The 15,541-nt window shown below is 36.5% G+C and carries 11 protein-coding genes and 1 pseudogene; 7 read left to right on the plus strand and 5 right to left on the minus strand.

The genetic code is table 11. The features are described from left to right. Window positions 1-17: 17 nt before the first annotated feature. On the minus strand, window positions 18-1,679 hold the full coding sequence (gene lldP / locus MHH66_RS26000; RefSeq protein ID WP_061688709.1) for an L-lactate permease: 1,662 nt from the start codon (window positions 1,677-1,679) through the stop codon (window positions 18-20). A 288-nt stretch (window positions 1,680-1,967) separates the two neighbouring features. Here lldP and MHH66_RS26005 point away from each other — a divergent pair, with 288 nt between their 5' ends. After that, window positions 1,968-2,285: a DUF4870 domain-containing protein gene (locus tag MHH66_RS26005; protein WP_002016181.1), complete on the plus strand. Its 318-nt coding sequence runs from the start codon at window positions 1,968-1,970 to the stop codon at window positions 2,283-2,285. 176 nt (window positions 2,286-2,461) lie between these two features. Here the strand turns inward: MHH66_RS26005 and MHH66_RS26010 are convergent, their stop codons facing one another. Both MHH66_RS26010 and MHH66_RS26015 read right to left on the minus strand, forming a co-directional pair. Beyond that, window positions 2,462-2,953, minus strand: coding sequence for a metal-binding protein (locus MHH66_RS26010; RefSeq protein WP_002089644.1), 492 nt, complete (start codon window positions 2,951-2,953; stop codon window positions 2,462-2,464). Between the two features lie 50 nt (window positions 2,954-3,003). Then, window positions 3,004-3,369, minus strand: a complete 366-nt coding sequence (locus MHH66_RS26015; protein WP_002016186.1) for a YkvA family protein — start codon at window positions 3,367-3,369, stop codon at window positions 3,004-3,006. A 550-nt stretch (window positions 3,370-3,919) separates the two neighbouring features. Between MHH66_RS26015 and MHH66_RS26020 the strand changes: the two genes are divergently transcribed. From MHH66_RS26020 to MHH66_RS26045, 6 genes and pseudogenes are all read left to right on the plus strand, one after another. Further along, window positions 3,920-5,848 (plus strand): LTA synthase family protein, encoded by a 1,929-nt coding sequence (locus MHH66_RS26020; RefSeq protein ID WP_002129972.1) that lies wholly within the window; start codon window positions 3,920-3,922, stop codon window positions 5,846-5,848. A gap of 585 nt (window positions 5,849-6,433) precedes the next feature. After that, window positions 6,434-7,305: pseudogene (locus MHH66_RS26025) on the plus strand (D-amino-acid transaminase). A gap of 209 nt (window positions 7,306-7,514) precedes the next feature. Further along, window positions 7,515-9,239, plus strand: a complete 1,725-nt coding sequence (locus MHH66_RS26030) for a C40 family peptidase (protein WP_078184846.1) — start codon at window positions 7,515-7,517, stop codon at window positions 9,237-9,239. Between the two features lie 361 nt (window positions 9,240-9,600). After that, window positions 9,601-10,812 (plus strand): NupC/NupG family nucleoside CNT transporter, encoded by a 1,212-nt coding sequence (locus MHH66_RS26035; RefSeq protein ID WP_002016182.1) that lies wholly within the window; start codon window positions 9,601-9,603, stop codon window positions 10,810-10,812. 262 nt (window positions 10,813-11,074) lie between these two features. After that, window positions 11,075-11,830 carry a diguanylate cyclase gene (locus tag MHH66_RS26040; protein WP_078184847.1) on the plus strand — a complete coding sequence of 252 codons (756 nt, stop codon included), beginning with the start codon at window positions 11,075-11,077 and terminating at the stop codon, window positions 11,828-11,830. Then, a complete protein-coding gene (locus tag MHH66_RS26045) occupies window positions 11,827-13,128 on the plus strand; it encodes a glycosyltransferase family 2 protein (RefSeq protein WP_002129979.1) in 1,302 nt (433 codons plus the stop codon). The genes MHH66_RS26040 and MHH66_RS26045 overlap by 4 nt, the downstream gene beginning before the upstream one ends. A 155-nt stretch (window positions 13,129-13,283) precedes the next feature. Here the strand turns inward: MHH66_RS26045 and MHH66_RS26050 are convergent, their stop codons facing one another. Next, complete coding sequence (locus MHH66_RS26050; protein ID WP_002068447.1) at window positions 13,284-13,418, minus strand: hypothetical protein; 135 nt, start codon at window positions 13,416-13,418, stop codon at window positions 13,284-13,286. Between the two features lie 306 nt (window positions 13,419-13,724). Beyond that, a complete protein-coding gene (gene opuD / locus MHH66_RS26055) occupies window positions 13,725-15,239 on the minus strand; it encodes a glycine betaine transporter OpuD (protein WP_078184848.1) in 1,515 nt (504 codons plus the stop codon). Window positions 15,240-15,541: the final 302 nt, after the last annotated feature.

Here is a 15,541-nt window from a genome sequence, read left to right on the forward strand (position 1 = left end):
TTTATTTCTTTTGTTGTTTACGGAATCATCCAAGTTAAATAATAAGCCTGCACATACGTCATAATCCCAACAATAGTAACGAAGAATAAACTATGCTTCAATGTAAAACGGAACAAATCTGACTCTTTCCCAGCAAGTCCAACTGCCGCACAAGCAATCGCAATTGATTGCGGAGAAATCATTTTACCTGTTACACCGCCCGTTGTATTTGCTGCAACAAGAAGCACTTCAGATACACCGACTTGCTGCGCTGTAATTGCTTGTAAATTCGAGAACAGTGCGTTCGCTGACGTATCTGATCCTGTTAAGAATACGCCAATCCATCCTAAGAATGGCGAGAAGAACGGGAATAGTCCGCCAGTTCCTGCAAGTGCTAACGCTAATGTAGAAGATAAACCAGAATAGTTTGCGATAAATGCAAATCCTAATACGAATCCAATAGATAGAATTGGCATTTTTAGTTCGTTTAACGTTTCTTTAAATGTTGCTACTGCATCTTTTGCACTCATTTTTAAAATAAAGATAGAAATGATACAAGCAATTAAAATTGCTGTTCCAGTCGCTGATAAAATATCTAATTTCAAGATTGCTTCATAAGGTGTTGGTTTATTTACAATCGGCTCTGCCTTCATTACTAAATTGTGCAAGCTTGGAACTTCAAATTTAAATACGAGACTTTCTAAAGCGCCGCCCGGAGCGAATAACGCTTTAAAGAAACTCTGGCTCCAGATGACTACCATCACAGTCAAAATAATGAACGGAGACCACGCTTTTACTACTTTTCCTACTGTTAGTTTCGGCATAGATGTCGTTGTCGTCGCCGCGGCTACTTCACTATTCGCTTGCTTAGTTTGATAAATTTCTTTCGGCTGCCAAACTTTTAAAAATAGCGATAAACTTACTAAACTTACTAGCGCTGACGTAATATCCGGAAGTTCTGGCCCTAAAAACGTCGCTGTAATGAACTGTGTAATTGCAAATGAACTACCCGCTACAAATAAAGCAGGCCACGTTTGTTTTACTCCTTTAAAGCCATCCATTAAAAATACGATAAAGAACGGAACAAATAAAGATAAGAACGGTAATTGATGCCCAGCCATTTGTCCAATTTTATGCGGATCAATGCCTGTTACTTGTCCAGCAACTGTAATCGGAATCCCCATCGCTCCGAACGCTACTGGTGCAGTATTTGCGATTAAACAAAGACCTGCTGCATATAAAGGATTTAACCCAAGGCCTGCCAGAAGCGCTGCCGTAATCGCTACTGGTGCACCAAATCCTGCTGCCCCTTCCAAAAATGCTCCAAATGAAAATCCGATTAAAATAACGAGTAAACGATGGTCATTCGTAATGGATAATACAGATGCACGAATGACATCAAATTGACCTGTTTTCACAGAAATTTTATATAAAAATACTGACATAATGATAATCCACGCAATTGGCCATAATCCGTATAAGAAACCGTATCCGGTCGCTGCCATTGCCATTGTGAATGGCATTTTATACGCAAATAACGCCACCAAAATCGTTAATACAACTGTAATAAATCCTGCCACATACCCCTTCATGCGGAAAACCGCTAAAGCTAAGAAAAAAAATATGATTGGAATAAGTGCGACTGCTGCCGAAATCCAAATGTTACCGAACGGATCGTAAACTTGTGTCCATGTGTTCATTGTTCTCTCCCCCTAAAGAATCCCCTTTTAAATAAGATATAACCTTATCAATAGACTACCAGGTCATCATACCTTTAAGTCTAAAAAATATAAAACGTTCAAGAAAACGTTTTCAATAATTTTATCACAACAATTTTCATTTAAAAAGATTTTTTTGAAAATTTCATCATTTGAAACAGAAAATCTTACAAAAACGTCACGTTCTTGTAATGTTAATCGATAGGAAGCTCGCCAAATCTACTGCATACTAAAGGTATAACAACGAACATTACTTATGAGGTGATATATATGAACGGAAACAAAATATTAGCAGCTTTATCATACTTTAGTGTATTATTTGCGCCTATCTTATTCCCTATTATCGTGTGGATTGTGGGCGATTCTGAAACGAAACCACATGCGAAACGTGCTCTATGGACACACATTATTCCAAGTATCGCAACATTTATTGGATTAGTTATTTTAGGAATTATGGGCATCGGATCTGATCAACCAGACGTAACACTTGGAATTGGAGCAATCATCGTCTTATGTATTTGCGGGATCATTAGCTTATACTACTTTATTTGGAATATCGTGAAAGGTATTAAGGTACTGAAAGCTTAGTTTTAAACAAACGTTTGATTAAAAAGGAACTGTCCAAAAATTGATGTCGCATGATCGTAAATGAAATTTTATCGGCGATTCGACAAGGAATATCGACTTAACTACAAAATACGACAAGAATAACCTACCTATTAATAACAAAAAAACCGTCCCAAAATACCTTTTGGGACGGTTTTTTATCTTCTGCGTTTCTTCTTTTTTCTCATCATTTTCTTGCGGCGCGTATTCGCTTTATCCGCTATAATGTGGAGCGTACTCGCCACAACAATCCCCATTACAAACGTTACAATTTCAACCTCGTGTTCCTTCGCAATTTCTATTAAATTTCCACCGAATGCGATTATATTTAATAGGAATAAAAACGGAGAAAACACGATTAACATGTATGCAATACGAATAATATCACCAATTATAATCGTATGTGTGAAGAAGGAACGATGGGGCATTACGCTCCTATATGGATACCAAAAAATGCGGAGGAATCCCCATTTATTATACGCATTACTGTACGTATCTAAATCCGGTGTTAAAAATGAAGTACCTACTAAAAAGCCAATTGCAAAAGTTAATAAAAAATCAAAACTTGTTAATCCATACGAAAAGAGCATAAACAAAACAACCGGAAGGGATATTAAGTTTATTTTCGTATGCGTTCTTCCTGATGGCATAATGCACTTCCTCGCTTACGTTCGCCCTGTCATCCTATGACAGTTCTCACCTATTGATCTAATTTTTGATCGATAAATGATGTGTCTATATCCGAACCAAACCATTCTGCCAACTTCACTCGTGCCTTATCTTTCACATCTTCATTTACGTATATCGATGCTTGTAATAGTGCGGCCATTAACGCACCTAAATCATCCGTATAACCGACTCCAGCAATGAAATCTGGAATGGCATCAATCGGTGCAATGAAATAAGCAAGTGCTCCGATTACAATAATTTTCACTCGTTTTGGAACATCCGGTCTTTGCAACACGTAAAACAACAATAAACTCGCATAGATTACCGACTGCCCTGCCTGCTTCGCAACATGTTTTATTTTCTTCCAAAACGCTTCAACTGAAAATTTTTGTTTCATTCAAAAGCCTCCCTATTTTCAAAAGAAATAAGCTACAATATGTTATGTTATCAGTAAAAGTTCATCAAAATTACACATAATCTATCAATGAAATTTCATTGTAACAAACAAAACTAAAAAGAACAAGTGTTCGTTTATTTTTTCATATTTTCCTTCATATAATAGTTTTCTAGACAACCACTTAAAGATTTCTATTACATATTTCTCAACCAAAAAACTTTCAATTCCGCTTAACATTCTTTTCTATTTTTGTTATATTTTCTAGTTGACGGGCATATAAACGAATGTTAAAGTTTTCTCTGGTAGTGACAAATCACATACAAAAAATGTAAAATGTTATAGTGTTTCTCAGAAATGAATTTTGTTGTATAATACAGAAATGACGTTATGCTTATGAGCAGCACAAGAAACCAAAAAGGGTATGCATAGTTAAAGTCGTATATGGGTGAATATAGAAACTCTAATTATGGCCAAGAAAACTATGTATTTTTTATTTTAACATTTTTCGCTCCAAAATCGACCAAGCCTGATAGAGAAAGGGTGGAAATGAATGAAAGAAACCATGAAATCACAATTTCAAAATGTGCGTTTTACTTTATTCGTAGCTTTGGCCGTATGGCTAAAATCCTACATCATTACACGCACTAGCTTCGATTTAAAACTTGAATCTTTCATGCAAGAATTCATTTTATTCATTAGTCCATTAGCAGCATCATTACTGTTTGTGGGTCTTGCATTATTTGCAAAAGGGAAAAAACGTAACTATATAGCACTAGGAATTAACTTTATCTTAACGTTCATTCTTGTTGGTAACGTAATGTTCTACGGATTCTACAATGACTTCGTTACTTTACCAGTACTAGGACAAACGTCTAATTTCGGAAGTTTAGGTTCTAGTGTGAAAGAATTATTTAACTACAAAATCATCCTTGCATTTGCGGATATTATCGTATTCTTCGTTCTATTGAAGAAGAAGAAAGATTTTGCACCGACAGAACGTGTAGCGCGTCCGATGCGTTCCCTATACTTCGTGTCAACGGTTGCTATTTTCTGCGTAAACCTAGGATTTGCAGAAGCTGAGCGTCCAGAACTATTAACACGTTCATTCGACCGCGTTATGCTTGTTAAAAACTTAGGATTATATGTACACCAAGCATACGATCTTGGCTTACAAGCAAAATCAAGTTCACAAAAAGCGTTTGCTGATGGTAGTAAATTACAAGAAACAGAAAACTACGTGAAAACAACACAAAGTAAACCAGATCCAAATATGTTTGGTACTGCAAAAGGGAAAAACGTAATTGTTGTCTCTCTTGAATCATTACAAACATTCTTAATTGGTGCGCAAGTTAACGGACAAGAAGTTACACCATTCCTAAACCAATTTGCGAAAGAAAGTTATTACTTCGATAACTTCTTCCATCAAACTGGGCAAGGTAAAACGTCTGATGCTGAATTCTTAGTAGATACTTCAATGTATCCACTAGACCGTGGTGCTGTATTCTTCACACACGGTAATAACGAATATACAGCAACTCCAGAAATTTTGCGTCAGCAAGGATATCACACATCAGTATTCCACGCGAATAACGCAACGTTCTGGAACCGTAACATTATGTATCCGGCACTTGGTTATGATCGTTACTACAACGAGCTTGACTACAAAATTACGCCAGAAACAAAATTAAATTGGGGATTAAAAGATATCGAATACTTCGATCAATCTATCGATATGTTAAAACAAGTGAAGCAACCGTTCTATACTCGCTTCCTTACTTTAACAAACCATTACCCATTCACTTATGATGACAGTACGAAATTAATCGATGAATACAATTCTGGTGATGGCGTATTTGACCGTTACATGGTAACTGCTCGCTATTTAGACGAAGCAATGAAACACTTTATTGAGCGTCTAAAAGCAGAGGGTATTTACGACAACTCAGTTATCGTATTCTACGGTGATCACTATGGTATTTCTGAAAACCATAACCGTGCAATGGCACAGTTCTTAGGAAAAGAAGAAATCACTACATTTGACCATATGAACTTACAAAAAACACCGATGTTTATTCACGTTCCAGGTCAAAAAGAAGGTAAAACAATTTCAAAACCAACTGGTGAAATTGACATTAAGCCAACAATTCTAAACTTACTTGGTGTAGATTCTACGAATCAAATTCAATTCGGTCATGATGTATTCTCACCAGAAAATAAAGGATTCGTTGTTCTTCGTGACGGTAGCTTCGTTACAGATAAGTACATGTACACGAACAGTACATTCTACGATCGCCACACTGGTGAAGTTCTGCAGTTACCGAAAGAAGAAGCTCAACCACTTATTGATCGTGCACAAAACGAGCTAAATATGTCAGACAAAATTATTGAAGGCGACTTACTTCGCTTCTCTGAAAGCAATAAGATCAAAACTGGCGAAGTAAAAACGGCTATTAAAGAAGAAAAGAAGAGCGCTGAGTAATCTCAGCCTCTTTTTTATTTTCCTCTCTACAAATTCTTCTATACATTAACTTTAAAATTACATAACCTTCACCTAATATTTACACCACATTAACGAAACATCTTTATAATAAAATATGTAAACAAGGTTCCACATATTTCTTATCTCTCATCTTCAATAAGATCCCTTAGAGAAATGTGTGCATCATTTGTTTTCAACTTTCTTATAATTGTCTTTCCAAGTGTTTTGTTTGCATAAATGAAACCTTTAAAGACGATGTCCCTATGAATGATAGCTACCCTCCTTGTGCAGCATTCCATACGAATGTTGCTTTTTTTTTTCAAAAAGCAGGATTCTTATTTCTCATTTCCGAATTTGTATATACAAAATGCTATAAAGTGAAACTTTAATCAGTGGGTGTTTTGTTCATCCCCCACTGATTATTAGCCCTCACCAATCGGGCGTTTACGGGCAGTTAATGTAGGATAAATCACCACTACTTCTCTGTGATTTACAAATACATATACGTCATATGTAGAGAATTGCTTACATAAAAATTACTATAGTGATTTTTATTCATGTACTAACGAAAGGATGGGACGAAAATTGGCATACGAAAGATTTGTACTATGGAATGATGCAGTTATTGATACAACAAAACATCGCGCGTACATAGAACTTGAAGAAAGAGGTTTACAATTTGGTGATGGCGTCTATGAAGTTATTCGCCTTTATAACGGAAACTTTCACTTATTAGACCCACATTTAACAAGATTATATCGATCCCTTGAAGAAATAGAATTATCACTTCCTTTCTCAAAAGCCGAACTCATCATCTTACTCTACAAATTAATTGAAAACAATAATTTCCACGAAGACGGAACAATTTACTTACAAGTATCTCGTGGTGTACAAGCTCGAGCACATGCATTTTCATATGACATATCTCCGACAATCTATGCTTATATTTCAAAAAAAGAAAGACCATCTTTATGGATTGAATACGGTGTACGTGCTATATCAGAACCTGATACACGCTGGCTCCGCTGTGATATTAAATCGTTAAATTTATTACCAAATGTATTAGCTTATACGAAAGCTGAACGCAAAGGTTGTAAAGAAGCACTTCTCGTACGAAATGGTATTGTAACTGAAGGTAGCCACTCTAACTTCTTTCTTATAAAAAACGGAACACTGTATACGCATCCAGCCAATCACCTTATTTTAAACGGCATTATTCGTCAGTACGTCCTTTCTTTAGCTAACACTCTTCAACTTCCTGTAAAGGAAGAGCTTTTCAGCGTTCGCGATGTTTATCAAGCAGATGAATGCTTCTTTACGGGAACGACTATTGAAATTTTACCGATGACCCATCTCGATGGAACTGCGTTCAAGATGGTCAAGTTGGCCCTATCACCAAATTACTACAAAGGTCATTTTCTCAAAGCCTTTTAAAATCCAACAGCACATCTTCCTAAATACGAATAATCTTCTCATTTTCCACATCAAACATATGTATTTAAATGGAAATCAAGGTGCAGATTTATACCTTGATTTTTTTTGTAACCTTTTTGTCATATTCAGATTACCACATAAGTCTTGACAGTAATCGACATGCTCTTTAGAATTTTTAACAGTTGGTAAATATTTCTTCACTACATTACAGACAGAAAGGAATCGACAAATTATGAAAAAATACCTTGCCGGTCTTGCGGCAGTGTCTGTAGCAGGAGGAGCAGCTCCTACACTTGATAGTGTTCAAGCTGCCCCTGAACAAAATACACAAAAAGCTGCTACACAAACTGTCCAAGCTTCCGCATCAAACAATTCATCATATACGGTGAATGCTAGCGTACTACATGTTCGTGCAGGATCAAGTACTTCTCACGACGTCATCTCTCGCGTTTATAATGGTCAATCATTAAACGTAATTGGAGAAGAAAATGGTTGGTTCAAAATTAACGTTAATGGACAAACTGGTTTTGTTAGTGGCGAGTTTGTATCAAAAAACGGAGCAACGAATAACAATGTAAGCACAGGTGGAAACAATAAAGTTACTGCTGATGTATTACGTGTACGTACAGCTCCTAACACTTCTAGTTCTGTTTCAGGACGTGTATATGAAGGACAAACTTTAAACGTAATTGGAGAAGAAAATGGTTGGGTGAAAATCAACCATAACGGACAAACTGGTTATGTTAGTAGCCAATTTGTATCAGGCGCTTCTTCAAATACTGGCTCTACAAGCAATAACAACAATAGTAACAATGAAGCAACTGTTCAACCAGCAAGTGGAAACTATACAGTAAATGTATCTTCCCTTCGCGTTCGTACAGGTCCTAGCACTTCTCATCCAACTGTAGGTTCTGTTAAACAAGGACAAGTAGTACAAGTTGTAGGCGAAGTTCAAGATTGGTTCAAAATCAATTACGCAGGACAAACAGCTTACTTAAGCAAGGACTACGTAAAAAAAGGCGGTTCTAACGAAAACGGCAATCAAGGTAACAACCAAGAGCAAAATAATAATGGAACTATTCAAACTGGTGGTACTTACGTTGTTAACGCAACATCTCTACGTGTTCGTACAGGCCCTGCTGCTTACCATAGTGTAATTGGCGGCGTGTTAAATGGCACAACATTAAACGTAGTCGGATCTGAAAACGGCTGGTTTAAAGTAAACTACCAAGGAAAAACAGGCTATGTTAGTAGCGAATTTGTAAAATTCGTCAAAGGTGGCACTGCTACTCCTGAGCAGCCAAAACAACCTGAACAAGGTGTAATTGGTGACTACTACATTAATGCTTCTGCACTAAATGTACGTAGCGGCGAAGGTACAAATTATAGAATCATAGGCGCACTTCCACAAGGACAGAAGGTTCAAGTAATCTCTGAAAACTCTGGATGGAGCAAAATTAACTACAACGGTCAAACTGGTTACATCGGAACACGTTTCCTATCTAAAACACCAGTTGGTGGCGCAGTAGATAATAAGCCTAACGACAACCAAAATAACAATCAAAATAATAACAACAATAACAATAATAATAGCGGTGACAGTTCTTCTCTACTTGCATACGCGAAATCTATGCAAGGCGTACCATACGTTTGGGGCGGTACTTCTGCTAATGGTGTTGACTGCAGTGGTTACATCTACCACGTATTTAAGAAATTTGGTCATAACATTAGCCGCCAAAGTGTTGCTGGATATTGGAGCAGCTTATCAAAAACTTCAACTCCACAACCAGGTGACTTAATTTATTTCCAAAATACTTATAAAGCAGGTCCTTCTCACATGGGTATCTACCTTGGCGGGGGATCATTCATCCAATCTGGAGATAAAGGTGTAGCAATCGCTTCATTAAACAACTCTTATTGGAAAAGCCATTTCTTAGGTTATACGAAAGCACCTTAAGTTATAGTTTCAGAGCCTTCTAGTTTACTAGAAGGCTCTTTTTAAAAGACTCAACATAGTAATCCCCTTTCATTCTCTCTACGAAAAAATTATGCGTTCATTCTCCTATTTCATACACTATATTCTACTGAAATTGCCCAAAACGTTATCATAATGAATATATTTCAACAAAAAACATAACCTATTTCATGTCTATTCATTTTATATGTGTTTTTTCAAAGAATTTTCTTTTTATTTAAACTTTTCGTTAGACGTTTGACCTCCGATGTCCATTATGATAAGTTACTTAAGATGTTATATTCGCAAAAGTATAGACAACTGGTTTATACACTTTTTACTATGAGGAAGGAGCATACACTGCATGAATGTTTTATGGGGAATTGGCGGCGTGATTGGAGTATTAGCAATTGCTTTCTTACTATCTTCTAACCGCAAAGCTATTAATTGGCGCACAATTTTAATCGCGCTAGCATTACAAATGACATTTTCATTTATCGTATTGCGATGGGATGCTGGAAAAGCAGGCTTAAAAGTTGCTGCTGACGGCGTTCAAGGATTAATTAATTTTTCTTACGAGGGAATTAGGTTCGTTGCTGGGGATTTAGTCAACGCAAAAGGCCCTTGGGGATTTGTTTTCGTTATTCAAGCACTACTTCCAATTGTATTTATTAGTTCATTAGTTGCAATCTTATATTACTTAGGTATTATGCAGAAATTTGTTAGTATCGTTGGTGGTGCATTAAGTAAACTTCTTGGAACTTCTAAGGCAGAAAGCTTAAATGCAGTAACAACTGTATTTTTAGGACAAACAGAAGCACCAATTTTAATTAAACCATACTTAGCACGTTTAACTAACAGTGAATTCTTCACTATTATGGTAAGTGGTATGACCGCTGTTGCCGGATCAGTTCTTGTCGGCTATGCAGCAATGGGTATTCCGTTAGAACATTTATTAGCAGCTGCAATTATGGCAGCTCCATCAAGTTTATTAATTGCAAAACTAATTATGCCAGAAACAGAAAAAGTAGATAATAATGTTCAACTTTCAACAGAGCGTGAAGACGCAAACGTTATCGATGCAGCTGCACGCGGTGCATCTGAAGGTATACAACTTGTTATTAACGTAGCTGCAATGCTAATGGCCTTCATTGCATTAATCGCTTTATTAAATGGCTTATTAGGATGGGTTGGTTCTTGGTTCGATATTAAACTTAGCCTTGATTTAATCTTCGGTTACTTATTATCACCATTTGCAATCTTAATCGGGGTTTCTCCAGGTGAAGCTATCCAAGCAGCAAGCTTTATCGGTCAAAAACTTGCAATCAACGAATTCGTTGCATATGCAAACTTAGGACCACACATGGCAGAGTTCTCTGCAAAAACAAATATGATTTTAACTTTCGCAATCTGTGGTTTTGCAAACTTCTCTTCTATCGCAATTCAATTAGGTGTAACAGGAACGTTAGCTCCTACTCGCCGTAAACAAATTGCACAATTAGGGATTAAAGCAGTTATCGCTGGTACACTAGCGAACTTCTTAAACGCAGCAGTCGCAGGTATGATGTTCCTATAAACTCATGTAAAGCCTCCTCTTTTAAAGAGGAGGCTTTTTTATATAACATAAATATAATTTTCGTATATACTAAATACTTTATGTATAGATGTATAGACGCTATGTTACAATAATTAGTATGTCTGTTTATTTTTTCTTGTACAAGAGGGATACTACCTGATGTCGCTCGCTAAAAAAAGACTTCCAGCTACATGGTCCATTTCTTAATAATTGTGCATACTACAAATATCCAGCACGAATTAGCTTTAAGGAGGAACGTTTCGTGAAAGATAAGTCCTATAAAGTCCTCTCTATGTGGATTTTACAAATTTTATTTTATTTTACTACTGTACATGTGACGAAATATGAGCACGCGCTCATTTTTACAATTATATATGTCATCATAAATGTACTATTCCTATTTTTACCTGATAAAACAGCATTTATTTTCTTCATACTGGGAACAATCATTTCAGTATTCTATTTATTTTATCAAGCGTGGCTTCACTTATGGAGTACATCAGATCAATGGGAATATATTATTACCCACTTCCTGATGGCAGCTAACTTCTTCATTGTTTATATTTCAACCCATCTATTAAAAAAGGTTATCCTTAAAAATAAAGAGTTAACTGAACGAGTGAGAGTGCTCGAGCAATACATTGGAGAATCAAAAGTATTAACAAGACAAGAATTCGAAAGACGACAAGCTTTATTAACAACTGCGATGAATCGTCGTAATGAAACAGGCATTATCATTTTCTTTGATTTCACTTCCTTTAGTAAATATACGAAGGAAAGTGTCATGGATCGTGTAGCTTCATTGTTAGTTGATACAGTCAGAGCTGACTTTGACCTTGCTGCTGAATATGACAGCAACACATTAGTCATTTTATTACAAAATACAAATGAAGCCGGTGCTGACATTGTAATGAACCGTCTACATCCAAAAATGGAGCAATGGCTTGCTGCTGAAGCAATTCAAGACATTAAAATAAAACGAGAACAAATCACGACAAAAGGACAGACATTATTATGATGACACTCGTTATACTCCTTTTATTCCTTCTGTTCTGCGTACTCGTATTTTGGATTAGCATCACATTTTCAATCAAATATGTACTTATTTTTACGGCCTTTCTATTCTCAGGCCTACTCGTTTACTACTCTCTCTTAACACTCGCAGGCTTAATTCATCGAAATAGTAAACGAAAAGATCGTACGCTAGAACATTATCCAAGTGTAGATATTTTAATACCTGCCCATAATGAAGGGGTTGTTATTAAAGATACATTAGAAGCAATGGCAAAGATTGAATACCCAGGCAAACTAAACGTTTATTTATTAAACGATAACTCTCAAGATGAAACACCTGAAATTGGCGATGATTTCGACAAAGCTTATGCTCATATTCATCACATTCGTGTACCACCTGGCGAACCGAAAGGAAAATCGCGTGTATTAAACTACGGCCTTAGCATTTCGGATGGTGAATATTTCTGTGTTTACGATGCAGATAATCAACCTGAACCACATGCACTGCGAATGCTCGTAGAACATGCTGAAACAACAAAGGATGCCGTTGGAGCAGTTGGACATGTTCGTACAGTAAATGAGAAAAGAAACTGGCTTACACGAATGATTTCATTAGAATTTCAGATTTTCCAGCTCCTTATGCAATCTGGACGCTGGCTATTATTCCAAACAGGTTCACTAACCGGAACAAACATGCTTCTTCGTCGTTCCGCATTAGAAGAACTTGGCGGCTATGATCCTTATGCAATTGCAGAGGATGCTGAATTAACATTAAGAATTACCCAAAAGGGCTATCTCTTACCAATCGTCCCGGAATCAATTACATGGGAACAAGAACCTGAACATTTAAAAATTCTTATAAAACAGCGGACACGTTGGCTTCAAGGAAACTTATACATTTTAGAAAAAATGTTTTCTTCATTAAGCTTTTTTAAAGGGAAACTTCTCGTCCATTCCTTACAACAAGTTTTAGTGTATGTCGTATTTTGGCTATTCCTAATCATTTCAAACGTTTGGTTTATAATTGGACTGCTCGGCATATTCCAAATTCAATATAGCATTCCATTACTATTTATGTGGTATGTCGCATATATTACATATGTTTCTCAATTATTTAGTGCTCAGAGCGTCGAACGAACCTTTACACCGACCAATATTTTCATAAGCGTCATTATGTACTTTACGTACGCACAGCTCTTTACGTATTTGTTTATTCGCAGTCTCATTCTTTACTTACGTGCAAAGAGCAAGAAACAAGTAATTGGTTGGGATAAAACAGTACGATTTAAAAAAGAAAAATAGATTTCATTAAAAAATAAGCACAGAGCGCCGTATGCTCTGTGCTTATTTTTTACCGTAATACTATATATATCAGACAATACCCCTTAGCTGAAAGTTATTTCACGTCCATCCCCCAACGAACGATCGACCTTCATTTATATACGAAAAAGTGATTGCTATTTTTGTAGAACCAATTGCTTCTCTTGATGCTCTTTACGAGTTTCAGTCTTTGGTTCCGTGCTTTCTTGGGCATTTCGATGTGCCACACGTTTCAAACAAATATGCTTCCACTTTCTTTCGTAACGTTTCATTATTCTAGTTGTCCCCCTTGAATGCGCTTTAAAACTATTTGAAATCGCTTACAGGAAATAATATAGCACATATACATAAAAGTGACAACACATTTCCGACATATTTTTGTCAAAAATATGAATATAATGTGTAAAATATCGGATAATGTCGAACTATATCGATTTTTCTTTTTAAATTACCGATATCTATAGTATTCCGCAACAAAGTAATGCTTTTCCTACAATGGTATAGAACAGTGAAAAAGGACTGCCGAATGTCGGCAGTCCTAATACTATTTATATATACAGAATTTTTTTCTTCTATTATTAATGTTGTTTCATACGTCCTTCTTTTTGCAACTCTTTAAATAGTGCTGCAATCATAAAGAAAATAACAAATACGAACGGGAAGGCCGCAATAATCGACGCAGTTTGCAGCGTCTCTAATCCTCCGACATACAATAAGATCGAAGCTAACGCCGCTAGAACAATGCCCCAAACCATTTTAATACGATTTGGTGGGTTTAAGCTACCATGTGTCGTTAACATCGCTAGAACAAACGTAGCAGAGTCTGCCGATGTAATAAAGAATGTTGAAATAAGTAAAATGGCTAACACACATAAAGCCGGTCCCATACTACCCATTTGGTCTAACATAGCAAACAATCCTACTTCTGTGCCCATTTCTTTAATTTGTCCATATATATTTGCACCATCAAATAGCTCCATGTGAATACCTGTTCCTCCGAAAACAGAGAACCAAAGCGCACCAATTACTGTTGGTACGAGTAACACACCAACAACAAATTCACGAATTGTACGCCCGCGTGACACACGAGCAATAAACGTACCTACGAATGGTGACCATGCAATCCACCATGCCCAGTAGAAAATTGTCCATGACTGAATCCATTGATTTCCGCCTTCATTTAATGGACTTAAACGGAAACTCATACTTGGCAATTCTTGAATGTATGAACCGATTGTTGAAGTGAAATAATTCATAATAAAGTTTGTTGGACCTGCAAATAATACAATTATCATAAGTGCAAACGCTAAAATAATATTCGCATTACTTAAATATTTAATTCCTTTATCGAGTCCCGTTTGCGCAGATAGCATATAAAGAACAGTTACAATTCCGATGATTACTAGCTGCGTTGGTAATGAGTTTGGAATGGATGTTAAATAACTAACACCACCCGCAATTTGCTTTGCCCCAAGTCCTAATGATGTCGCCACACCAAATACTGTCGCAAATACAGCTAGAACATCAAACATATGGGCAATACGGCCATGTTCACCGCCTTTAAATAGCGGACCGACCGCCGCACTAATTGTACTTGCTCTTCCTTTTCTAAATGTAAAATACGCAATACATAATGCTACAAGTGCATATAATCCCCACGGATGTAATCCCCAATGGAAAAATGAGAAACGAAGTGCAAGGCGTGCACTCTCTTCAGTCGCACTCTCTCCAAACGGAGGTGTGTATAAATGGTTCATCGGTTCTGCGACGCCCCAGAAAACCAAACCGATTCCCATACCGGCACTAAATAACATAGCAAACCATGTCATATAACTATAATCAGGTTCATCATCATCTTTACCTAAACGAATCGAACCGTACTTAGAAACAATTAAGAAAATAGCAATTCCTAAGAAAATAGAAACGGAAATAATATAGAACCATCCAAACTTACTAACTAACGCAGCTTGAATTACAGTCGTTACATTTCCTAGGCTACCTTTTCCAATAATAGATTCGGGAATAATCCCCCAAAGTGTAAATGCAATACATAATGTTAATGAGACAATAAATGTTTTCGTCAGTTTCCTCATCAAATCCCCCTTCGTATGTTTCATTTCTTGTAAAAATCATAAATTCCGATATGTTAAATCGGATAGAAAACCATAGTTTTTTGTGGTGATTTTCTTTCGGCTCTCTCAAGTTTGCCTTCACCAATTAGAGTTCTTATGGACAGCCTTACCTTCCGTACAACCTTTCCACTCTGCAAGAGCTATAAGATTGGAATACTACTGTCAAATTGTGTGAGAAAAATGCGGATGGGAAGAGATTTTCCCAAAAAAGGATGTGTTACAGTTTTAAAAAAGGGCAGATTTATTCTTTACAACCCTTTCTT

The sequence above is a fragment of the Bacillus sp. FSL H8-0492 genome (assembly GCF_038006145.1).
GTDB lineage: Bacteria > Bacillota > Bacilli > Bacillales > Bacillaceae_G > Bacillus_A > Bacillus_A mycoides.